Raw genomic sequence first — 22262 nt, 5'->3', positions numbered from 1 at the left:
TCTACTCCACTTGCGCGACGGCGGCGTTGATCCGCGCGATCGCCTCGCTCAGCACCTCTTCGCTGGTCGCGGTCGAGATACGAAAATAGGGTGAAAGTCCATAGGCAGCACCCGGCACCGACGCCACGCGGCCTTCGTTCAAGAGATAGTTTGCCACTGCCGCATCATCCTCCAGCACAATGCCCTTCGGCGTCTTGCGGCCGATTAGGCTGGCGCAGCCGATATAGGCGTAGAAGGCGCCGTCCGGAGGCGACAGCGCGAGGCCGTTGATCTTCCTGATCCCATCGACGACCAGATCACGGCGCGCCTCGAACGCTTGCCGGAAGCGTGCCACTTCGTCCTGCGGGCCGTTGAGCGCGGCGACCGTCGCTGCCTGCGCGATCGAGCAGACGGAGGTGCAGGACTGGCTCTGGATAGTCGACATCGCCTTCACCAGCGGCGCCGGTCCGGCCGCATAGCCGACACGCCAGCCGGTCATCGCATAGGATTTCGAGACACCGTTGACGATCAGCGTGCGGTCCTTGAGCTCTGGGCAGGCCTTGCCGAAGGAAACGAATTCGCGGCCGTCGAACAGAATGTGCTCGTAGATCTCATCGGAGAGGACAAGCACCTGAGGGTGCCTTGCCAGCACCGCACCCAGCGCCTGCAGATCCGATTGCGAATAGACCGCGCCGGAGGGGTTGCCCGGCATGTTGAGGAACAGCCATTTCGTCCTTGGCGTGATGGCCTTCTCCAGCGCATCTGGCGTCAGCCGGAAGCCTGATGTCTCCGGGCACTCGACGGTGACGGGCGTGCCGCCGAGCAGCTTCACCATTTCGGGATAGGAGACGAAATAGGGCGCCGGCAGGATGGCCTCGTCGCCGCTCTCCAGCGTTGCCATCAACGCATTGAAGATGATCTGCTTGGCGCCGTTGGCCACGACGATGTCGTCGGCCGTGTAATCCAGCCCGTTCTCGCGTCGGAACTTGCCGGCGATGGCTTCGCGCACCTCGGCCGTGCCGGCCGCACCCGTGTACAGCGTCTGTCCGGCCTTCGCAGCAAAATGGGCGGCATCGATGATGTGGTCGGGTGTCGGGAAATCCGGTTCGCCCAGGCCGAGATCGATCACGTCGACACCCTTGGCGCGCAGCGCCTTGGCGGCCTGCGAGGCCGCCATCGAAGCCGAAGGCTTCACCGCCGACAGGCGCGAGGCAATGTAGCTCATTTGCCGTTCTCCGAAATATATTCCTTGGAGCGGTCGTTCGCCCGCGCCTCGGTGCTGCGTTTGGCCGGATCGCCATAACCGCCGCCGCCCGGCAATTCCAGGATCAGCCGCCGGCCGGCCGGAACATGCTGCCAGCCCTTGGGCCGCATCTGCGTGCCGTCGTCCAGCTTCACCACGCCGGCCACGCCAGGTCCACCGCCATTGCGTCCGTGGGCAGGGTGATTGACGCGGTCGAACATCGCCGAGAAATCGAATTCGTGGCCCTCGATCGCCTCGATCTCGATAACCTGTCCGAGGCCGCCGCGGAATTCGCCGTCGCCGCCGGAGTCAGGGCGCAACTCTTTGCGCCAGATGACGATCGGACCGGTATGCTCCGTCGCCTCGATCGGCATGGTGTGCACGCCGGAAGGGAAAGCCGTCGCCGACAGGCCGTCGAGGCCGGGCCGGGCGCCCATGCCGCCGGAGTTGAACATCAGCACTTCGGCACGGCGGCCCTGGCCACCCGCGACCGGCCGCACCGAGATGTGGATGTTCCACAGCGCGCCGGCGCCTTCGGCAAGGATCTTGCCGGGCATGGCCTGGGAGATCGCGCCCAGCACGAGATCGGGAACCATGTGGCCGAAAATGTGCCTGAGCGCCACCGGCGCCGGCCGCACCGCGTTCAGGATGTTGACCGGCGACGTCACGGTGAAGAAGGCGAGCGAGGCGGCGTTGTTGGGAATGTCGGGTGCCACCACGCATTTCAGCGCGTAGCAGGCATAGGCCTTGCTGTAGATGATCGGGCAGTTGATGCCCCAGCGGCTCATCGGGTCGGTGCCGGTGAAATCGACCTCGACATGGTCGTCGCGGACCGACACTCTTGCCGCCAGCTTCACCGGCGCGTCATAGCCGTCAGTGACGAGTTCGTTCGACCAACTGCCCTTCGGCAGCGCCTTGATGCGTTCGAGCATGGCGTCGCGTGTGCGCGAGAAGATGAAGTCGCCAAGCCCGTCGAGCGAGGAGAGCCCGATCTCCTTCATCATGTCGACGAGTCGGCGATGACCGACCTCGTTGCAGGCGGCGAGCGAATAGAAATCGCCAACCACCTGGTTCGGCTCGCGGACATTGGCGCGCAGGATCCTGACAAGGTCGAGATTGACCTTGCCCTTCTCCGCGAACTTCATGATCGGGATCTGGATGCCTTCCTCGTAGACCGACTTGGCGTCGGCGCCGAAGCCGCGTCCGCCGACATCGACGACATGCGCCGTGCAGGCGAAGAAGGCCACCAGTTCGCCGTTCAGGAACGACGGCGACACCATGGTGATGTCGTGCAGATGGCCGGTGCCCAGCCAGGGATCGTTGGTGACGTAGGTGTCGCCCTCGAACATGGTGTCGCGCGGGATTTCGTTCATGAAATGCAGCACGGCCTCGGCCATGGTGTTGACGTGGCCGGGCGTGCCGGTCACCGCCTGCGCCAGCATCTGGCCGCGCGGATCGAACACGCCGGCCGACAGGTCGCCGGACTCGCGCACCGAGGTCGAGAAGGCGGTGCGCAGCAAGGTGAGCGCCTGCTCCTCGACGACCGAGATCAACCGGTTCCACATCACCTGCATGCGGATGTCACTGATGTCGCTCATGACTGGCTGCCTTTGCGGATCAGAAGGATGGCGCCGTCGCTCTGGATGACGGCGTCGAAGCTGGTGGTGACGACGGTGGACGTCTCGCGTTCGACGATGACCACCGGCCCGGCGACGCGATCGCCGGCGCAGAGCGCCTCGCGTTCGACGATACCGTAGGTTTGCGGCTCGCCGCTCGCCGGATCGAAGACGGCGCGGGTCGTGGTTGGCGTGCTGGTCCGGTTGCCGCTCGTAAGCTCGTGCCTGGCGACATCAGGCCTTATATCCGTCGCCTTGACCGACCAGGTGACGATCTCGATCTCCAGCCCGTCGAGCCCTTCGATGGCGCGGCCGAAGAAGCGCTGGTAGTTCGCCTCGAACAGGTCCTTCAGCTGTGTCACGGCATCCTCGCCGAACGGCTCATCCGGTACAGCCACGGGGATTTCCCAACCCTGGCCGGCATAGCGCATGAAGGCGGTGATTTCGCAGGTGATGCTGCCGCTGGCGCCGCTGCGCACGAAGCTTTCGGCTGATGCCTTGAGGTCGCCGAGCAAGGCATTGATTTCGGCCGGCTTGAACCGCGACAGGCGGGTCAGCTTCGACGCCAGCGCCTCGTAGCCGAACGGCGCCTTGAGGAAACCGATCGCTGATCCGACGCCCGCACCCTTGGGGACGATGCAGCGTTCGATGCCGAGTTTTTCGCAGAGCCTTGCCGCGTGGAGGGGAGCAGCACCACCAAAGGCGATCATCAGATTGTCGGAAATGTTCTTGCCGTTCTCGACCGCGTGGACGCGGGCGGCATTGGCCATATTCTCGTCCACGACCTCGCAGATGCCGAAGGCCGTCGACATGGCATCAAGCGACAGCCGCTCGCCGACATCGCGCATAATGGCCTGTTCGGAGGCGGCCGTGTCGAGCCGGATCGCGCCGCCGGCAAAATTGTCGGGATCGAGCTTGCCCAGTACCAAATCAGCGTCGGTGATTGCCGGGCGCGTGCCGCCGCGGCCGTAGCAGGCAGGTCCCGGCTCCGACCCGGCGCTTTCCGGCCCGGTCTGGATCCGGCCCATGGCGTCGACCCAGGCGATCGAGCCGCCGCCGGCGCCGATCTCGATCATCTCGATGACCGGGATCGAAATTGGCATGCCTGAGCCCCTGCAGAAGCGATAGGTGCGCGCCACCTCGAAGGTTCTCGCCGTGCGCGGCGCAAAATCCTCGATCAGGCAGATCTTCGCGGTTGTGCCGCCCATATCGTAGGAGACGACTTTTTCCAGACCGAAGCGCCGGGCAATGTCGGCGGCGAAGATGGCGCCGCCGGCCGGGCCGGACTCGACCAGGCGCACGGGAAATTCGGAAGCCGTCTCCACCGAGATCAGGCCGCCGCCCGAATGGATCATGAAGACCGGACACTCGGCGCCCATCTCTTTCAGCCGCGTCTGGAAGCGGGCGAGATAGTCGGCCATTTGCGGCCGCACATAGGCATTGGCGCAGACCGTGTTGAAGCGCTCGAACTCGCGCATCTGCGGTGACACTTCGGCGCTGATCGAAATCGGGATGCTGAGCTTGCGGGACAGGATTTCGCGCGCGCGGCGCTCGTGTGCCGGGTTGGTGTAGGCGTGGATGAAGCCGATCGCCACGGAGGCGAAGCCGCCTGCCGCGATCCGTCCTGCAATCTCCTCCAGGGCCGCTTCATCGAGCGGCTGCAGTTCCTGCCCCTCGGCGCCGATCCGGCCCTTGACCGTGAAGCGATGCTCGCGCGGGATGAGCGGCGTCGGCAGTTGCAGGTTCAGATCGTATTGTTCGAAACGGTTTTCGGTCCGCATCTCGATCACGTCGCGAAACCCTTCGGTCGTGACCAGCGCGGTCTTGGCGCCGCGCCGCTCGATCAGGGCGTTGGTGGCGAGCGTTGTGCCGTGAATGATGATGCCGATCTCGGCAGGCGAAATGCCGGCATCGCGGGTGACGACGGCAATGCCGTCGAGGATCGCTTGCTCGGGCGCCGCATAATTGGTCAGCACCTTGGTGGAGAACAGCGTTCCCCTGAGGTCAAGCGCGATGTCGGTGAACGTGCCGCCTATATCAGCGCCAAGACGGATGTCGTCGATTCCTGAGGTCATGCCTTGGCCTTCTGCGAAGCGAGCGCGGCTTCGCGCATCTGGGAAAGGGTCTGCCGGGGCGTCAGCGCTTCGGGCGAGATGGCGATGTCGAGGACGGCGCCCGTCGCCGAGCTGAGCGCCCGGCCGAAGGCGGCTGCGAAATCCCCTGTGGATTCGACCCGCTCGGCGTGGAAGCCATAGGCCTTCGCCAGCGGCACGAAGTCCGGGTTCTCGAGCGAGGTTCCCGAAACGCGGGCCGGATAGTGGCGCTCCTGATGCGCGCGGATCGTGCCGTAGATGCCGTTGTTGAGGATCAGCACGATCGGCTGCGCGCCCGCCTGCATGGCGGTGCCGAGCTCCTGGCAGTTCATCTGGAAATCGCCGTCGCCGGCAAAGCAGACCACCGTGCGCTCCGGGAATGCGACTTTTGCCGCGACTGCCGCCGGCAGCCCGTAGCCCATCGCGCCGGATTGCGGCGCAAGCAGCCGCGCCTGTGGCCCGAACTTGAAGAACTTGTTTGGCCACACGGTGAAATTGCCGGCGCCGTTGGTGAGGATGACGTCGGCGGGCAAAGTCTTGCGCAGCCAGGCGCTGACCGCCACCATATCCACCGGGCCTGGTTGGACGGGAGCGGCGAATGTCCCTTCATAGGCCTTGCGCGCCGCCGCGCGCCACGCCGCCCAGGCGCCCTTCACCGGCGTCAGTGCTTTGGCGAAAGCGTTCGGGCCGGCATGGATGCCAATCGTGGGCACATAAATCTTGCCGATCTCGCGGTCGGAGCCATGGACATGGATCAGCTTCTGGCGCGGCTGCGGCACCGACAGCAGCGTATAGCCGTCCGTGGTCATCTCGCCGAAGCGCACGTTCACAGCCAGGATCACGTCGGCGTCGCGGATCATGCTCTTGACATGCGCCACCATGCCGACGCCGGCTTCGCCGACGAAGGCGGGCGAATGGTTGTCGAATTGGTCCTGATAGCGGAAGGCCGCCACGACCGGGATGTCGGACGCCTCGGCGAAAGCCTGCAGCGCCGTGCGTCCATCCTCCGTCCAGTTGGCGCCGCCCATGAGCAGGACCGGCTTTTCCGCGGCCGCCAGCAACTTGAGCGCCGCAGCCATCGCATCCTGTGCCGGAGCGGCTTCGAAGATTGCGGCTGGCCCGCTGAGCGGGGCAGCCTCGGTCAGGCTGGTCAGCATGTCTTCCGGCAGGGCGACCACCACCGGGCCGGGCCGCCCGGTCAGGGCGGTGGTCCAGGCGCGCGCCACGATCTCAGGCAGGCGCGCGACGTCGTCGATCTCGACCGCCCATTTGGCGACGGTGCCGTAGACGGCGCGGTAGTCGATCTCCTGAAAAGCCTCGCGGCCCTTCATGTCGGTGCCAACCTGACCGACGAACAGGATCATCGGCGAACTGTCCTGCATGGCCGTGTGGACGCCGATGCTGGCATTGGTGACGCCCGGGCCGCGCGTTACGAAGCAGATGCCTGGCGATCCGGTCAGCTTGCCGTAGGCTGAAGCCATGAACGCCGCGCCGCCTTCATTGCGGCACAGCACATAGTCCAGCCTTCCCTGCGTGTCGTGCAGCGCGTCGAGAACGGCCAGATAGCTCTCGCCGGGCACACCGAAGCTCTTGGTGGCACCGAGCGCGATCAGGCATTCGACAAGAAGGCGGCCGCCATTGCGGATCATGTTTTCGACATCCTCGGTGTGGCGGCAAGGGGACCGAGCCTGCCTTTCAGATTTATACGTGCACGCTGGCGGGTCGGGGCGAAATCAAGAAATGCCGTCCATTCGAAAGTTTTTCTTTACTGTGATGATCGCAGCAGAACGCCGGGGTTCATCGTGTCCAGTGGATCGAACGCGCTCTTCAGCCACGCCATCAGATCGCGCTCCACCGCGCCCCGATTGCGCTCGGCCAGGGCGATCTTGGCACGGCCAAGCCCATGCTCCGCCGCGAAGCTGCCGCCCATTTGCGTGGCAAGCGCCGACAGCGCCTCGGCAAAAGCGCCGGCCTTGCCGCCGAAATCGCCACGGCCTTCCGGCGGCGACAGATTGTAGTGGATGTTGCCGTCGCCGAGATGGCCGAAGGGGTTGACCCGCACGCCAGGCAGAATGTCGTCGCAAATTTTCCCGCCCGCCTCGATGAAGCGGGCGATCGCGCCTGGCGGCACCGATATGTCGTGCTTGAGCTGTTCGCCTTCCAGACGCTGGCCTTCCGGCTGCTCCTCGCGCAGCCGCCAGAACTGCGCGCGGTGCGCGCCCGATGTCGCCAGCGCGCCATCCAGGACCAGGCCTTGCTCCATCCCCCATTCCAATGCCGAATTCAGAATCTCGTCCAGGGAACGCGTTGCGAGCCGGAAGCCAGTTCAACCAGCAGATAGACATCGCCTCGTGTCCCCAGCTGATAAGTGAGATCAGGCAGATGCTTGAGCGCCAGCTCCAGTCCGACATCGCTGAAGAATTCGAGGCCTGTGAGAAATTCGCCGGCCTCGCCGCGCAGGAAGGCGCCGAACGAAACGGCGGCGGCAAAGTCGGGCATGACGAGAAGCGCGCCTGCATGTTGCCTTGGCGTGGGGTAGAGCCGCAGCACCGCGCGCGTCACGATGCCGAGCGTGCCTTCCGCGCCGCAGAACAGCTTGCGCAGCTGATAGCCGGCATTGTCCTTCTGCACCGCGCGCATCCCGTCCCACACGGCGCCGTCAGGGGCCACGACTTCGAGGCCGAGCACCAGATCCTGCATCATGCCATAGCGGAAAGCCTGGCTGCCGCCGGCATTGGTGCCGATCAAGCCGCCGATCCGGGCGCTGCCTTCGGCGCCGAGATGCATGGGAAACATCAGGCCATGCGGTTCCAGCGCCTCGTGCAGGGCGGCGAGCACGACGCCTGCCTCGACAGTGATCGATCCGCTCTCCCGATTCGGTACGCCGATCGCCGTCATACGCGAGAGCGAGACGATCACCGCGTTCGGCTGCTCCGCGACGGCACCACCGCAAAGCCCGGTGTTGCCGCCTTGCGGCACCACCACCAGCCCGGCCTCCCGGCATGCCGCGATGACCGCGGCCACTTCAGCGGTGGCCGCTGGCCTGGCGACACCCAGAGGTGCGACGCCATAGCGGTTGAGCCAATCGCGCTGATAAGGCTCCGCATCGGCGCCCGAAAGCCAGCCTTTCGGTCCGAGGATCGCGCGCAGTGCGGCTGTGGGGTCAGTCATGGAAATCCCTGAAGATGTGTGCTGCTTCAAACCTTGCATCTTCAAAAATGCCGTTCAATGGCCCAGGACCTGCGACAGGAATTGTCGGGTGCGCTCGTTGCGGGATGCGATGAAGAATTCTTCCGGTGGCGCCTCCTCGACGATCTCGCCGCCATCCATGAAGACCACCCGGTCGGCGACCCTTCGGGCAAAGCCCATCTCATGCGTGACGCAGATCATCGTCATGCCTTCGGAGGCGAGCGTCACCATGACGTCGAGCACTTCCGAAATCATTTCGGGATCGAGCGCCGAGGTCGGCTCGTCGAACAGCATGATCTGTGGCTGCATGCACAGCGCCCGCGCGATCGCGACCCGCTGCTGCTGGCCGCCGGAGAGCTGGCCGGGAAACTTCATCGCCTGCTCGGGAATGCGGACCTTCTCCAGATAGCGCCGTGCGGTTGCCTCGGCCTGCGCCCGCGGCTGCTTGCGCACGATCATCGGCGACAGCATGCAGTTCTCCAGCACCGTCATGTGCGGAAACAGGTTGAAGTGCTGGAACACCATGCCGACCTCCCGTCTGATCTCGTCGATGTTGCCGACATCGTCGTTGAGCTCGGTGCCGAGCACGGTGATGCGGCCGCCATTGTGCTGCTCAAGCCGGTTGATGCAGCGGATCATGGTCGACTTGCCGGAGCCCGAGGGACCGCAGACGACGATCTTTTCGCCGCGCTCCACGGACAGGTTGACGCCCCGCAGCGCGCGGAAGGAGCCATAATATTTGTCGAGGTTTTCGATGCGGAGCGCGGGTCCAGCCGATTGCGTTGAATTGTCTGAAATCATGTCCGCGCCCTTAGCGTTCGCTGACCGACATGCGGCGCTCGAGGAAGGCGCCGTAGCGGGACAGGCTGAAAACGAAGACGAAGTAGATGAAGGCGATGAAGGCATAGACCTCGACATAGGCGAAGCGCCATTCGCCGGTTCCATAGGCGGCATTGCCGGAAGCCAGGATCTCGAAGAAGCCGACGATGACCACCAGCGAGGTCTCCTTGAACGAGATGACGAACTGGTTGATCGTTGCCGGCAGCGCGTTGCGCATGGCCTGCGGCAAGAGAATGCGGCCGATGCGCTGCCAATAGCGCATGCCGAGCGCCATGGCGGCCTCTTCCTGGCCCTTGGCGACGCCCTGCATGCCGCCGCGCACGATCTCCGCCTGGTAGGCGGAGAAGAACAGGGCCGAACCCAGGATCACCCGGTACAGCTTGTCGCCCTGCAGCCATTGCGGCAGCGCGAACGGCAGCACGATGGCGAATGTGAACAGGATCGAGATCAGCGGCAGCGAACGCACCCCGTCGATGATCAGGCCGGTGGTGCGCGAAATCCATGGCAGCTCCGACCGGCGCAGCAAAGCCAGGCAGATCGCCAGCGGGAAGCCGATCAGGCAAGTGGTGACGAAGATGAACAGGGTCAGCGCCAACCCGCCCCAGGCTTCCTCGCCGACGAAGGGCAGGCCAGGCACGCCGCCTTTCATCAGCACGTAGAAGACGGTGGTGCCCATCCCCCAGACCAGCGCGATGCGGCGGCCCGTCCAGAAGGCTGGAATACAGCTCAGCACCGTCATCACCACCACGGCCACGCAGGCGAGCGCCGAGCGCCACTGCTCCTCATAGGGATAGAGGCCGAAGAGGATGATGCGCCACCTCGCCGCGATGACCGACCAGCAGGCACCGGCCGCGGCCTGGCAGGCCTCGGGTCCGCCGCTGGTGGTGAAGACGGCGGAGAAGACAGCCCAGTTGAGCAGCTTCCAGACGATGAAAGCCATGATCGCCAAAGAGATCAGCGACATCACGGCCTGAAGCGGCGTCGCGAAAAAGCGCCGTCTCAAATCCTCGAGCTTTCCGGGGGCGGGAGGGACGAGAATGTCCATGGCTCAGCCCCTCAACTGATTGCCCTTGAGGGCAATGGCCTTGTTGAGGCGATTGAACAGGGCGGCCAGCGAGAGGTTGATGGCGAGGAAGCCCGCCATCAGGATGCCGATCACTTCGAGGGTCTGGCCGGAATGATTGATCGTCAGGGCAACGATCATGAAGAAATCCGTGAAGCCGACCGCGATGCCCATCGTGGTCGCCTTCATCAGCCAGACATACTGGTTGGCAAGGATCGGCAGCATAGCGCGTAACGCCAGCGGCAGCCGCACCAGCGTGAACACCCGCCAGGGGCTGAGGCCCAGCGAGAGTGCGGCTTCCATCTGGCCCTTGCCGACAGACTTGAAGCCACCACGCACGATCTCGGCAATGTAGGAGCCACCATAGATCGCGATGGCGATGGCGAGCGCGGAAAACTCCGGCGGAATGCGCAGGCCACCCCTGAGGTTCAGGCCCTGCAGTGCCGGAAAGTCGATGAACGGCGCGTCGGGCAAACGGCCGATCGCCAGGATGACCGCCGCGCAGGCAAGTGCTGCCGCAGCGCCTACGAATTGGATGCCACGCCGCTGGCCGATTGCCTGGCTGAGCCGCGATGTGCTGCCCAGCCAGAGCGGCAGCACGATAGCGGCGACGAGACCAAACAGGGCCAGCGCCATTGTCACGCCGCCGACATTGGGGAACGGGATGTAGAGCCCCCGGCTGGTGAGCAGAAAGCCCCAGGCTTCGTGCGCGGCGCGCGGCGGCGGCAAATGCGTGATCAGCGCATACCAGAAGAAGACCTGGAGGATCAGCGGGATGTTGCGGAAGATGTCGACATAGGTGCGGCCGAGCAGCTGCGCCAATTCGTTGGAGGAGGTCCGTGCCAGGCCGACGATGGTTCCGACGATCGTCGCCAAGATCAGGCCGACGGTCCCCAGAAACAGTGTGTTGGTGATGCCGATGAGGAAGAACCACCAATAGGGGTCATTGGCGGTGGCGGGCAGCAGCGTGAAGTTCACATCCCAGCCCGTCGACTTGAACAGGAAGTCGAAGCCGGAGGTGATGCCTTGCTCAGCCAGATTCCGTCGCGCGATCACGACCCCGGCGAGCACCAGTGCCGCGATCGAGCCGACATAGAGAACCTGCAACAGCGTGTTGCGGACCTTCTGATTTCTCAGCAGGCTGACCATCGATCAATCTTCCTCGAAATTGCCGTTGGCTCCGCCCGGCAGAGGCCGGGCGGAGCCTGGACCAGGATGGATTCAGACCCGATCAGTCGATGACCAGCGGGAACAGGACGCCGCCATTGTTCCAGAGGTTGGTCAGCTCGCGGTCCATCTTGTAAGGCGAATCCTTGCCGAGATCGCGCTCGAAGATTTCGCCGTAATTGCCGACGTTCTTGATGACCTTGTAGGCCCAGTCGTCGGAGAGCCCGAGACCCTTGCCCATGCCGGGCGTCACACCGAGGAACTTGGCCACTTGCGGCGAGGTCGGCTTGGCCTTGATCTCGTCGACATTCTTGGAGGTGATGCCTTCCTGCTCGGCGAAGATCAGCGTGCTCAGCGTCCAGTTGGCGATGTCGACCCAATTGTCGTCGCCTTGCCGCATGATCATCACTTCAGGCTCGACCGCGAGCACGTCGGGCAGGATGACATGGTCTTCGACCTTGCCCTTGGCGATGCGCGCGATGGCCAGCGTCGGACCCCACTGCGCATAGAGATCGCAGCGCCCCGAGAAATAGGCCTGCTCGAGTTCTTCGGTCTTTTCGATGAGCACGGGTTCGAGCTTGATGCCGAGCTTGGCCGAATAGGCCGCGACCTGCTGTTCCTGCGAGGTGCCGGCGGGAATGCAGATCGTGCCGCCTGCGGCATCCTTCAGCGACTTCAGATTGAGTTCCTTGTGCGCCATCACCTTGGTCGTGCCGAGGTAGTAGGACATCGAGAATTGCAGCCCGAGTTCGGTGTCGCGGCTGAGCGTGCCGCCCGATGCCTTGATGATGATGTCGACATCGCCCGACTGCAAAGCCGGCCAGCGCTGCGCCCAGCTGATCGGGACGACCTTCAGCTTTGTCGGATCACCAAACACTGCCGTGGCCACTGCCTTGCAGAGGTCGATGTCCATGCCCTTCCAGTTGCCCTTGTCGTCCACCTCGGCAAAGCCAAGATAGGAGCCGTCATGGCCTGTGCAGTTCAGCACGCCGCGTGCCTTGACCGTCTCGAGTGTCTTGCCGCCGGCAGCTTGCGCCGGCGCCGAAAGATGCACGAGGCCAAGGGCCAGGGCCGCAGCCCCCCATTTCACCGTCTTCATGTTGTCGTCTCCGCTGTTGAGGTTGTTCCGTTTCTTGTTGTTGGAGCCGCGAAAGAAACTCTTCGGAGCCCGGTCTCGAAGCCGCTTCCTAGTCGGAAAGCGGGGTCGGTTTCGGCAAGGAGATCGCGAGGTCGCTCCGCCAATCCTGCTGGGCCAGCCATCGATGCAGGGCGGCCACCGCTTTCACGCGCAGATGCCCGCGCGGGACGACAAGATAGAAGCCGGGGACTTCCTCCGGCCGCATATCGGCGATGGCATCGCGACCGATCGGCGCGACCAGCGTGCCCGCCCGAAAATCTTCCTCGGCGTCGATGACGGAGACCAGGCCCACGCCTATGCCTTGCAGGGTCGCCCGGCGCATGGTCGCCGCGTCGTCGAAGCTGATGCTGCGGTCGCCTTCCGTCAGCTCGACGCCAAGATGGCGCAATATGTCCGGCCACAAGCGCTTCGACTTGACGGTGTCGAGTAGCGTGAACCGGGTCAGCTCGTGCGCCGACTTGATCTGTTCGCCGATCGCCGGCGTGCAGCAGATGATCTTCGGGTCCGGCACCAGCAGCGTGGTCTCGTAGTCCGGCCAGTTGCCGTAGCCCCACTGCACCGTCATATCGATGTCGTCGCGCCCGAAATCGGGCAGGTCGACCATTGTCGTCAGGCGCAGATCCGCCCCCGGCAGGATTTCGCGGAACAGCGAAAGCCTGGGCAGCAGATAGTGCGTGGCGAAATACGGGCTCGCATTGAGGTTGATGCGGTCGCGGTAGGTCGATTTGGTGACGCGGCGCACGCCCTCCGAGAACTCGTCGAAGCCGGCTTTGATGTAGTGCGAGAGAAGGATGGCGGACTCGGTCAATTCGATCGACCGGCCCTTGCGCTCGAACAGCGTCACCTGAAGCGTGTCTTCCAGAAGCTTGATCTGCTGGCCGACCGCCTGCGGCGTGACCAGCAATTCATCCGCGGCCTGCCGAAAACTCTTGTGCTGCGCCACGGCGTGGAAGACGCGAAGCGCGTTCAGCGAGGGAAGGCGCAGCTTGCCGGTCATCGAAAATTCCGCTCCTTCCGCTCGAGGCTCCGTTGATCATGCACTGCCGTATTCAGTCGCCGCCGGTTGCGGAAAACCGCCTCAGGCGTAGATATAACCACCTGAAACAATGACGTTTTCGCCGGTCATGTAGGTGTTCTTCGGGCCACCCGTCATCAGCACCCATTCGGCAATCTCGGTCGGCTCGGCGCCGCGGCCGAGCGGGCTTGCCTTGGCCAGTTCCTCCAGGAAGCCGAGCGCTTTCGCCTTCTCCGTGGCCATGCCGGCGGGCGCCACCGAGTTCACCAGAATGCCGTCCTTCGCCACGTGATGGGCGAAGGAGCGCGTCAGACTGACGACCGCGGCCTTGGTTGCCGCATAATGGGCGTTCTGCGGATGCGCCTTGAAAGCGTCGACCGAAGTCAGGTTGACGATGCGGCCGCGAACATGTGCCTTCGGCTCCTGCGACTGCATGTGGCGAACGGCCGCCACCATCATGTGATAGGTGCCCTTGATGTTGATGCCGTTGGAGGCGTCCCAATCGGCGTCGCTGATTTCCAGAAGCGGGCGGCGCGGATAGATCGCAGCGCAATTGATCAGCGTGTCGACGCGCCCGAGCTTCGCAACGATGGCGTCGAATGCGGTATGGCATTGCGGTCCGACCTGGATGTCGCAGGCAGCGGCCGCAGTCGGCAGGCCCTTGGCCTTCGCCGGCGTGAGCGCCGTTTCGGCAGCTTCTTTGTTGATGTCGATGATGCCGATCTTTGCCGCCCCCGCCGCGACAGCCATCTCAGCCAGGAGGGCGCCGAGGCCGGCGCCGCCGCCAACGATCAGAACGGAAAGATCCTTCATTCCAGTTTTCCTTACTTGGTGCCGCTCGGCGAGGTTGGCCAGGTCGGCATGATGTCGAAACGGGTGACGTCGGCCCATGCAGGGAGCGCAAGCACCCCGACGACCATCCTGGCCACGTCGTCCGGCTGCACCACTTTGCTGGCGTACATGGCGGCACGCGCCTTGGCGTCGAGTATGTCCTGGTAGAGCTGCGTCTCGACACGGCCGGCGACGATCTCGGTGACGCGTATGCCTGATGGGGAGAGGTCGGCGCGCAGCGCGGCGGCAAAGCCCGATATCGCCGCCTTGGTGGCTGAATAGACGGCAATGTTGGAATAGGCCGCGTGCCCCGCGGTGGAGCCGGTGAACAATATGTGGCCAGACTGCCGATCGCGCATCTGCGGCACGACGAGGCGGGTGAGCAGGATCGCCGCGCTGAGGTTTATCTCCAACGTGGTGTCGATGTCTGATATCTTCATGTCGGCGAAATTGCCGAGTGGCGGCATGATCCCGGCATTGTTGATCAGCACGTCGATGGTGAGATCCGCCAGGACCGCCTCCAGCGCCTCGCGATCGGTGATGTCGACGGCGATCGGCACGATGCCGGGCCGTTCGCCTTGCAACGCCTTGAGCGCGGCCTGGCTGCGCCCGACCGCATAGACCTCGTAGCCGGCATCGCTCAACGCAATCGCCATGGCCCGCCCTATGCCGCTCGTCGCTCCTGTGATGAAGGCTGTCGTCACCTGGGCTTCCCCGTTTGCCTGGATTTCAATGTGCGGCGCTGGCCGGCGCCGCGAAACCAAGAAAACCAGCAAAAAGGAAAGATAAACTTTCGAATTCTCTTTTCCCTCCCGAAAATCGTTCAAGGGGTCACTCCGGCGCCGAGGCGGAAAATCCGGCGAAACGGCAGGAAAACAACATTTTCTGCCTGCTGAAAGCGCTTTCGGTCAGCCAGCGCTACAAAAACATGGCTTTCGCAATGCGTGGCTAATCTGGTTACCCCACGAATGTCCGTGCGATCGAAGTCGCCAGCTATCCGCTGGCTGGGGAAGGCCTCTTCATATCGGTGAACAGCGAGGCGGCCGCCGCCTTCTGCTCCGCCTCCGTTGCCTCGACGCCCGAAGCCCGGGCCAGCGCCCGCACACGCCCGAGGCTGTTGTGCAAATGCTTGCGCATGGCCTGGCGCGCGGCGCGGCCGTCCTGTCTTTCAATGGCGTCGACGATGGCTTTGTGCTCGTTGTGGATGCGCGTGTAGTAGCTGTCCTTGCGCTCTGGCGTGACCACGTAGCCGAGCTGAAAACGCGGAACGATCATCGGCCTGAGATAGGCGAGGAAGCCGTGGATGAATTCATTGCGCGCCGCCCTGGCGATCGCCAGGTGGAAATCATAGTCGTAGTGGATCTGGACGACGGCCGGATCCGCCTGCTGGGCGTCGACCTGTTCCATCAGGGCGCGGATGCCGTTCGCCTCCGCGTCGGTTCGCCGTTCCGCACACAAGCCGGCGGACTCTACTTCGACACTCAACCGCAGCTCGAGCAAAGCGATGGTTTCCGGCAAGGTTCTCAACGCCTCGTCCGGGATCGAGAAATTGCGCGGCACTGGGGTTTCGCTGACGAACATTCCGCGCCCCTGCTGCGGCACCACCATGCCGTCGGAGCGCAACCGCGCCACCGCCTCCCGCACCACGGTGCGGCTGACATCGTATTCGGCGCAAAGCTCCGCCTCGGTCGGCAATTGCGTGCCGGGAAGCAGCTGTCCGGAAAGGATCTTTTCGGACAGGCTTTCCGCTACGACGGTGGAAAGCGGCTTGCGCTTCGTCATCAGTTCCCTCTAGAGCGTTTCACCGTTTCATGGAAACGGCGAGCCGCTCCAACTCTTTGTTTTGACGCAATTCCAGACGGAAAACCGCTCACACTTTTCCTGGAATTGCTCTAGCCAGATTCGCGATGATGCCCGAACCGGCAGGACCATTCAAACCGCCGCTGTGACGATCAACTCGACCAGCATGCCGGGCTTGGCCATCCTTCCTTCGCCGGAAGAACGCGCCGGCGCATGCTCTTTCGGTATCCAGGCGTCCCACACCGTGTTGACCTCATCGAAATCCCTGACGTCGTCCAGCCACATCTGCACATGCAGAATGCGGGTCTTGTCCGTGCCTGCCTTGGCCAGCAGCGCATCGATCTTGCCGAGCACCTCGCGCATCTGATCGGCGGCGGACTGGCCCGGTCTCGCGACCTGGCCGGTGAGATAGAGCGTACCATTGTGGATGACGCCGTGGTGGATGCGGGTGTCGAAGTTGAAACGCTTGATGTCGCTCACGGATTTCTCCCTCGTCAGATTGCCGGCGTCTGCCGGATGGGATTGCCTTGCAGGTATTGCGCGTAGGGCGCCTGAACCAACCAGCCGGCGTCGACAGGCAAGGTGACGCCGGTTATCGACGCGGCGCGGTCCGAGCAGAGGAACAGCGCCGCTTCGGCAACGTCGCGCGGCTCGACGAAGCGGCGCAATGCCGTGGTCGCCTGGATCGCCTCGGGGTTGCGCTCGCCCTTGGCGATCCTGGCCTTCAGCCCATCGGACAGTGTGTAGCCGGGCGCCACCGCATTGACGCGCACCCCGTGTGGACCAAGTTCCGCGGCCAGGATCTGCGTCAGCGCCAGAACCGCGTGCTTGCCGGGCGTGTAGGCCGGCAACGACAGCGGCGCGAAGGAGGCGAGCGAGCCGACATTCAGGATCGCGCCGCGTCCGGCCGCCGACATCAGCCGGCCGAACACCTGGCAGCCCAGCAGCGTGCCGCGATAGTTGACGCGCCACATCTTCTCGTCTTCGTCCAGGTCCTGGTCGAGCACATGCTTGCCGCTCTGCAGGATGCCGGCGCAGTTGACGACGACTTCAGGCGTGCCGAACGCGACGACGACCGCTTCGGCCAGCGCCTCCACCGAGCCGGCTTCGGCGACATCGGTTTGGACGAACAAAGCGCGCGGCGCGCCCGCCGTCTCGCAAGCGCTGGCCGCCTCCTTGCCTCGTGTCGTGTCACGGCCGGCGACGACGATTTGGTAGCCGTCCTCGGCGAAGCGCAAGGCAATCGCGCGGCCGATGCCGGAGGTGCCGCCGATGACGACGGCGGTCAATGGCTCAGCCATCGCTGCGGTCCTTGCGCTCGATGTCGAAGAATTCGGCCATGGCTTCAACCTGGAAATCCATCATCGGGCGTCCTGGCTGGACGCGGCAGCCGATCTCCTTCGCTGCCTTGAGCAGCGCCGTCTCGGCCGGTTCCATGATGATGTCGACGACCGTCATGCCAGGCGTCAGTTTGGTCACATCCATCGGCAGCGGATCGCTGGCCTTCAGCCCGGAGGGCGTGGCGTTGATCGCCATGTCCATGCCGGACGGATCGGGTTGGCCGACCTCGATACGGCATTTTGGAAAAGACTTGCCGACCAGCGCGGCCAGCTTCTCCGCGCGTCCCCTGTCGATGTCGGTCAGCCGGATCTCCGCCGCGCCTTCCTCGGCTAGGCAGTAGGTCAGCGACGCGCCGGCGCCGCCCGCTCCGACCTGGAGGATGCGGCGGCCGGCAATCTGGTGCCCGCCCGCCTTCAGCCCGTCGATGAACCCGACGCCGTCGAAATTATCGGCGTACCAGCTTCCATCGGGCAGCCGCCGCACCGAATTGGCGCTCTCAACCCGCGCGGCGCGGTCATGCGCGGCCGAGCATTTGTGGAAGACCGCGACCTTGTACGGCACCGAGATGATGACGCCGCGGATATTCTCGGCCGCCGTGAGCCCGGCCCAGAAGGTGTCGAAATCCTCCGGCCGGCAGCTCAACGGCACCATCAGGCTGTCGAGGCCCTTCTGCTCGAAGATCTCGTTGAACATGCCGGGGCTCTTGGCGTGGCCCACGGGATGGGCGAGCATGACGAAGACATCGGCCTTGCCGGTTCCGCGCATCGATTTATTCCTTTCCGTTTGAGAGTTCATGGTCGCTCAGCATCTCGAGCGCCTTGACGAGGGAGGAGTGGTCGGCCTCCGCACCGGGCGGCGAGATGGCGCGCCATCGGCGCTCCCATGACGCCTAGCCCGATGAAGCCGATCTTCATGTCCAAACTCCCTGAGATACACCGCTGGTGAAACCGGCCTTGCAGCCAAACCAAGCCATATGATATAGGACATCATACAAATTTCAATGCACCTTCTTGGGTTGGAGACCGATCGCGAAATGCAGGAGCGCCGCAACATTCTGAGGGCCGCCGTGACGGCCGGCCAGGCCCATATCGGCATCTGGTGCTCGCTGGCTTCCGCCCTCACCACCGAGATCGTTGCCGGCTCCGGGGCCGGCTGGGTGCTGATCGATGGCGAGCATAGCCCCAACGATCTGCGCAGCATCATGGCGCAGCTTCAGGTCATGGGTGGCTTCGATAGCGAGGCCGTCGTGCGGCTGCCTTCCGATGATGCCAATCTGATCAAGCAGGCCCTCGATATCGGCGCACGCAGCCTGATGATCCCCAACGTGCGGACGGCAGAGCAGGCCCGCGCCATTGTTGCAGCTATGACCTATGCGCCTGGTGGCGTCCGCGGCTACTCCGTTGGCCACCGCGCCAACGCCTTCGGCCGCATCGCCGGCTACCACGCCAAGGCGCGGGAGCAACAGCTTCTCGCCGTCCAGATCGAATGCGAGACAGGCGTGGCCAATGCCGCCGAGATCGCCGCCGTCGATGGCGTTGACGTTCTCTTCGTCGGCCCCGGCGACCTCTCCACCAATATGGGCGCGATGGGCAATCCGGGTGCCGCGCATGTGCAGGAGGCGATCGCCTCGGTGTGCAAGGCGGCCGCCGCGGCAGGCAAGGCCAGCGGCATACTGGCGCCGGCAAGGGCTGATGCCGACCGCTACCTCGCCGACGGCTTCACCATGGTTGCCGTCGGCTCGGACCTTGGCCTGCTGGCACGGGGCTCGGATGCCTTGATCGCTTCATTCAACCAGTAGACCGGAGACAGACCGTGGCAATTCCTCCCTACAAGGCGCCGTCGCGCGCCGCCTATGACATCGTCATCGTCGGCGGCGCGGTTGTCGGTTCGTCAACGGCCTATTGGCTGAGCCAGGCGCTGGGCAATGGCGCCTCGATCCTCGTGGTTGAGCGCGACTCGAGCTACACCTTCTCGTCGACCGCGCTCTCCACCAGCGCCATCCGCCAGCAATATTCCAATCCGATCAATGTGAAGATCAGCCAGTTCGGCATCGACATCATCCGCAATTTTCCGGAACGGATGGCACCGTTCTACAAGGACGAGCCGGCGCCCGATCTCGGTTTCAAGGAATATGGCTATCTCTACTGTTGCTCGCCTGAGGGCGTGGAAGCTGCGCGTGAGCGCGTCGACCTCCAGCGCAGCCTCGGCGCTCACACCGTCTTCCTCGAACCGAGCCCGCTGAAGGAACGTTTCCCCTGGCTCAATGTCGAGGATCTCGGTGGCGGCTCCTGGGGGGCGCGCGAAGAGGGCTGGTTCGATTCCATGGGCCTGCTCAACGGCTTCCGTCGGGCGGCGCGCGCCAGCGGCGTTGAGTATATCGACAACGCCGTGACCGGACTGGATATCGCCGATGGGCGGGTCGTCTCGGCCCGCCTCGCGACCGGCCAGACGATTTCTTGCGGAACCTTGGTCAACGCCGCCGGCCCGCGTGCGCAGCAGGTCGCCGCCATGGCTGGCCTGTCCATCCCGGTCGCACCCTACAAGCGCTACAGCTTCGTCTTCGCCAGCGCCAATCCGATCCCCGGCCGGATGCCCAATGTCATCGACCTCTCCGGCACCTTCGTGCGGCCGGAAGGCGAGCTTTTCCTCACCGGCAACACGCCGCAGGGCGACGGACCGGCAGACTATGACGACTTCGAAATGCACTTCGAGGAGTTCGACGATTACATCTGGCCAGCGCTCTGGCACCGCATTCCGGCCTTCGATGCGCTGAAGGTCCAGACCAGCTGGACCGGCCATTACGAATACAACATGCTCGACCACAATGGCATCGTCGGCTTCCATCCGGAGGTAACCAACTTCATGTTCGCCAATGGTTTTTCGGGACACGGGCTGCAGCAGTCGCCGGCCGTGGGCCGGGCGGTGTCGGAGCTGATCGTTCACGGCGCTTTCCAGACGCTCGATTTGTCGCCGTTCTGCTACGAGCGCATTGAGCGCAACGAGCCGTTCCTGGAAGAAGCGGTGATCTGAGGCGACGGGCGCTGGACTTTGCACACCTGGCGACGGCGGATGCGTGGGCGCCGTCGCCTAAAAGCCTCGCTGCTGTTTCTGGTATCGTTTGACCAGCCGCTCCCGCTTCAGGCGGGAGAGCCGCTCGATCCAGAACAGCCCGTTGAGTTGGTCGATCTCATGCTGGTGGCAGACAGAGAGCAGGCCCTCAGCCTCCTCGACAGCTTCGCCGCCGTCCAGAGTCTGGTAGCCGATACGGACGCGTGCATGCCGTTCGATTTCTTCCGTGACATCAGGCATGGACACGCTGCCTTCGATATGGCGGATCATTTCCGCGGATGCCCAAAGAACGGTGGGGTTGACGTAGCTGCGCAGGCCCGCCGAGGGCGACAGTTCGATGACCACCAGCCGCTTCAGGATGCCGATATGAGGGGCAGTGATTCCGATGCCTGGAGCGGCGCGCATCGTGTCGGCGAGATCGCCGGCAAGCCGGTGCAGATCCTCGTCAACACCGATATCGGCTTGGCGACGGAGCGCAGACGAGGATCGGGAAATCTCACGATTGGCCGTATCGTCACATGTCACTCCCGCGTTCAGCAATCGCAGAGACCAGCCTCGGGCGGTTCTTCCTCGCAGAGTAACTGGAATGACCGTGCCCGCAACGTAAAAGAAGGCAGGCAAGCAGGTTATGGCGGGTCACCCATTCCATGCGCCTAGGCCCGAGCGCGGTCAGCGCCGGCCTGGTTAGGCCCAGCCTAAGCAGAATTATCGAAAATCATTATTTGTGCATCGCACACAGCGTGCTTTGCTCCATCCGCCGGCTGAAAGAGAACAAAAAGAACGTCAGGCGGCAGCCTTCGGCGATGCGTCCGAAGCGGGTTGTTTTGGCGCGGACAGCGCCTGACCTCAGAAAAAGACAGGGGAACGTGATGACGACAATACTCTCGAAGTTTCGCCGCGCCGCGCTTGCGGCCGGCATTGCCCTGAGCGCCTTTTCGGTGAGCCTCCACGCCGAAGCCGGCAGCTTGAAGCTGGGCATGACGACCTGGGTCGGATACGGCCCGCTCTTCCTTGCGCGCGACATGGGCTACTTCAAGGAAGGCGGCCTCGATGTCTCGCTCGAAATCATCGAGGAAGCATCGATGTACATGGCGGCCGTCGCCGCCGGCGAGCTCGACGGCAGCGCCTCGACCATAGATGAAATCATGAAGTACCGTTCCAAGGACGTTTGCTTCAAATCGGTCTATGCGCTGGACGACAGCCATGGCGGCGACGGCGTTCTGGCGCCCACCGAGGTCAAGAGTGTCGCCGATCTCAAGGGCATGGAAGTCGGATTGAACGAAGGTTCGGTGTCCCAGTTCTGGTTCAACATCCTGCTCAAGCAGGCCGGTCTCACTCAGGCCGACGTGAAGGTCACCAACATGACGGCGGATGATGCCGCCGCCGCCTTCATGGCCGATCGCATTCCTGTTGCCGTCACCTGGGAGCCGCATCTGACGCTGGCCAAGAAGGCAAACAAGGGACAGGTCCTGATCGATTCCTCGAAGACGCCGGGCTTGATCGTCGACGTCGTGGCGCTGAACTGCGATTACATTGCGAAGAACCCGAAAGATGTCGAAGCCTTGGTGAAGGGGCTCTACAAGGCCAACGAGCTGATCAAGGAAGATCCTGCGAAGGCTTACGAGGTGATGGCCAAGGGTGTCGGCGGCTGGTTGAAGGATCCGAAGGACTTCGCCTCCTCGGCCGCGGGCGTGAACTTCTACGGCAAGCAGCGCAATGCCGAATTTTTCGCCGGCGGCGAGAGCGGTGAAGCCGGCAAGCTGATCAAGCTGGGCGGCGATGTCTGGGGCGGCTTCGGCAAGCTCAAGATGGACATCAAATTCGACGACCTCGTCGATCCGTCCTTTCTTGCGAAGTGATCTGACCTTGTAAAGTGAG

Annotated in this window: 22 protein-coding genes and 1 pseudogene; 4 read left to right on the top strand and 19 right to left on the bottom strand. The window is 63.9% G+C overall.

Annotated features, from left to right (window positions below; translation table 11 throughout):
* Position 1: 1 nt before the first annotated feature.
* The 13 genes from AC56QX_RS31490 to AC56QX_RS31430 all read right to left on the bottom strand — a co-directional run bounded on the left by AC56QX_RS31490 (position 2) and on the right by AC56QX_RS31430 (position 14878).
* Positions 2–1204: a pyridoxal phosphate-dependent aminotransferase gene (locus AC56QX_RS31490; RefSeq protein WP_497112448.1), complete on the bottom strand. Its 1203-nt coding sequence runs from the start codon at positions 1202–1204 to the stop codon at positions 2–4.
* Entirely contained in the window at positions 1201–2820 is a 1620-nt protein-coding gene (locus AC56QX_RS31485) for a hydantoinase B/oxoprolinase family protein (protein ID WP_497112447.1), read from the bottom strand. Before AC56QX_RS31485 ends, AC56QX_RS31490 begins: the two co-directional genes overlap by 4 nt.
* Positions 2817–4913 (bottom strand): hydantoinase/oxoprolinase family protein, encoded by a 2097-nt coding sequence (locus AC56QX_RS31480; protein ID WP_497112446.1) that lies wholly within the window; start codon positions 4911–4913, stop codon positions 2817–2819. Before AC56QX_RS31480 ends, AC56QX_RS31485 begins: the two co-directional genes overlap by 4 nt.
* Positions 4910–6580, bottom strand: coding sequence for a thiamine pyrophosphate-dependent enzyme (locus AC56QX_RS31475; RefSeq protein WP_497112445.1), 1671 nt, complete (start codon positions 6578–6580; stop codon positions 4910–4912). Before AC56QX_RS31475 ends, AC56QX_RS31480 begins: the two co-directional genes overlap by 4 nt.
* Before the next feature lie 116 nt (positions 6581–6696).
* Positions 6697–7194, bottom strand: a complete 498-nt coding sequence (locus tag AC56QX_RS31470; protein ID WP_497112444.1) for an FAD-binding oxidoreductase — start codon at positions 7192–7194, stop codon at positions 6697–6699.
* A 20-nt stretch (positions 7195–7214) separates the two neighbouring features.
* The gene (locus tag AC56QX_RS31465) at positions 7215–8102 is read right to left on the bottom strand and encodes an FAD-binding oxidoreductase (protein ID WP_497112443.1); all 888 of its coding nucleotides are present in this window, start codon (positions 8100–8102) and stop codon (positions 7215–7217) included.
* 54 nt (positions 8103–8156) lie between these two features.
* Positions 8157–8921 (bottom strand): amino acid ABC transporter ATP-binding protein, encoded by a 765-nt coding sequence (locus AC56QX_RS31460; protein WP_497112442.1) that lies wholly within the window; start codon positions 8919–8921, stop codon positions 8157–8159.
* 10 nt (positions 8922–8931) lie between these two features.
* Entirely contained in the window at positions 8932–10005 is a 1074-nt protein-coding gene (locus AC56QX_RS31455; RefSeq protein ID WP_497112441.1) for an amino acid ABC transporter permease, read from the bottom strand.
* Between the two features lie 3 nt (positions 10006–10008).
* Positions 10009–11172: an amino acid ABC transporter permease gene (locus AC56QX_RS31450; protein ID WP_497112440.1), complete on the bottom strand. Its 1164-nt coding sequence runs from the start codon at positions 11170–11172 to the stop codon at positions 10009–10011.
* An 82-nt stretch (positions 11173–11254) separates the two neighbouring features.
* Positions 11255–12289 (bottom strand): amino acid ABC transporter substrate-binding protein, encoded by a 1035-nt coding sequence (locus AC56QX_RS31445; protein WP_497112439.1) that lies wholly within the window; start codon positions 12287–12289, stop codon positions 11255–11257.
* An 88-nt stretch (positions 12290–12377) separates the two neighbouring features.
* The gene (locus AC56QX_RS31440) at positions 12378–13325 is read right to left on the bottom strand and encodes a LysR substrate-binding domain-containing protein (RefSeq protein WP_497112438.1); all 948 of its coding nucleotides are present in this window, start codon (positions 13323–13325) and stop codon (positions 12378–12380) included.
* Between the two features lie 81 nt (positions 13326–13406).
* Complete coding sequence (locus tag AC56QX_RS31435; protein WP_497112437.1) at positions 13407–14156, bottom strand: SDR family NAD(P)-dependent oxidoreductase; 750 nt, start codon at positions 14154–14156, stop codon at positions 13407–13409.
* An 11-nt stretch (positions 14157–14167) separates the two neighbouring features.
* A complete protein-coding gene (locus AC56QX_RS31430) occupies positions 14168–14878 on the bottom strand; it encodes an SDR family oxidoreductase (protein ID WP_497112436.1) in 711 nt (236 codons plus the stop codon).
* Positions 14879–14892: 14 nt separating this feature from the next.
* On the opposite strand from AC56QX_RS31430, the gene AC56QX_RS31425 reads away from it, so the two are divergent.
* A complete protein-coding gene (locus AC56QX_RS31425; protein WP_497112435.1) occupies positions 14893–15126 on the top strand; it encodes a hypothetical protein in 234 nt (77 codons plus the stop codon).
* Positions 15127–15167: 41 nt separating this feature from the next.
* Here the strand turns inward: AC56QX_RS31425 and AC56QX_RS31420 are convergent, their stop codons facing one another.
* The 5 genes from AC56QX_RS31420 to AC56QX_RS31400 form a co-directional block, all read right to left on the bottom strand.
* On the bottom strand, positions 15168–15956 hold the full coding sequence (locus AC56QX_RS31420) for a FadR/GntR family transcriptional regulator (RefSeq protein ID WP_497112434.1): 789 nt from the start codon (positions 15954–15956) through the stop codon (positions 15168–15170).
* A gap of 150 nt (positions 15957–16106) precedes the next feature.
* Positions 16107–16454 (bottom strand): RidA family protein, encoded by a 348-nt coding sequence (locus AC56QX_RS31415; RefSeq protein ID WP_497112433.1) that lies wholly within the window; start codon positions 16452–16454, stop codon positions 16107–16109.
* A gap of 14 nt (positions 16455–16468) precedes the next feature.
* Positions 16469–17275: an SDR family NAD(P)-dependent oxidoreductase gene (locus AC56QX_RS31410; protein WP_497112432.1), complete on the bottom strand. Its 807-nt coding sequence runs from the start codon at positions 17273–17275 to the stop codon at positions 16469–16471.
* Positions 17268–18080: a shikimate dehydrogenase family protein gene (locus AC56QX_RS31405; protein WP_497112431.1), complete on the bottom strand. Its 813-nt coding sequence runs from the start codon at positions 18078–18080 to the stop codon at positions 17268–17270. Before AC56QX_RS31405 ends, AC56QX_RS31410 begins: the two co-directional genes overlap by 8 nt.
* 26 nt (positions 18081–18106) lie before the next feature.
* Positions 18107–18199: a hypothetical protein gene (locus AC56QX_RS31400; protein WP_497117987.1), complete on the bottom strand. Its 93-nt coding sequence runs from the start codon at positions 18197–18199 to the stop codon at positions 18107–18109.
* 149 nt (positions 18200–18348) lie between these two features.
* Here AC56QX_RS31400 and AC56QX_RS31395 point away from each other — a divergent pair, with 149 nt between their 5' ends.
* Both AC56QX_RS31395 and AC56QX_RS31390 read left to right on the top strand, forming a co-directional pair.
* The gene (locus AC56QX_RS31395; RefSeq protein ID WP_497112430.1) at positions 18349–19113 is read left to right on the top strand and encodes an HpcH/HpaI aldolase family protein; all 765 of its coding nucleotides are present in this window, start codon (positions 18349–18351) and stop codon (positions 19111–19113) included.
* Between the two features lie 14 nt (positions 19114–19127).
* Positions 19128–20345, top strand: coding sequence for an NAD(P)/FAD-dependent oxidoreductase (locus AC56QX_RS31390; protein WP_497112429.1), 1218 nt, complete (start codon positions 19128–19130; stop codon positions 20343–20345).
* 57 nt (positions 20346–20402) lie between these two features.
* Here AC56QX_RS31390 and AC56QX_RS31385 read toward each other — a convergent pair.
* Positions 20403–20902, bottom strand: a pseudogene (locus AC56QX_RS31385) (peptide deformylase).
* A gap of 351 nt (positions 20903–21253) precedes the next feature.
* Here AC56QX_RS31385 and AC56QX_RS31380 point away from each other — a divergent pair.
* The gene (locus tag AC56QX_RS31380; protein ID WP_497112428.1) at positions 21254–22243 is read left to right on the top strand and encodes an ABC transporter substrate-binding protein; all 990 of its coding nucleotides are present in this window, start codon (positions 21254–21256) and stop codon (positions 22241–22243) included.
* Positions 22244–22262: the final 19 nt, after the last annotated feature.

It is taken from the genome of Mesorhizobium sp. RCAM 06353 (genome assembly GCF_059683585.1).
Note: the sequence above shows the minus strand (reverse complement) of the source record. Positions and strands in the feature narration are given on the sequence as shown.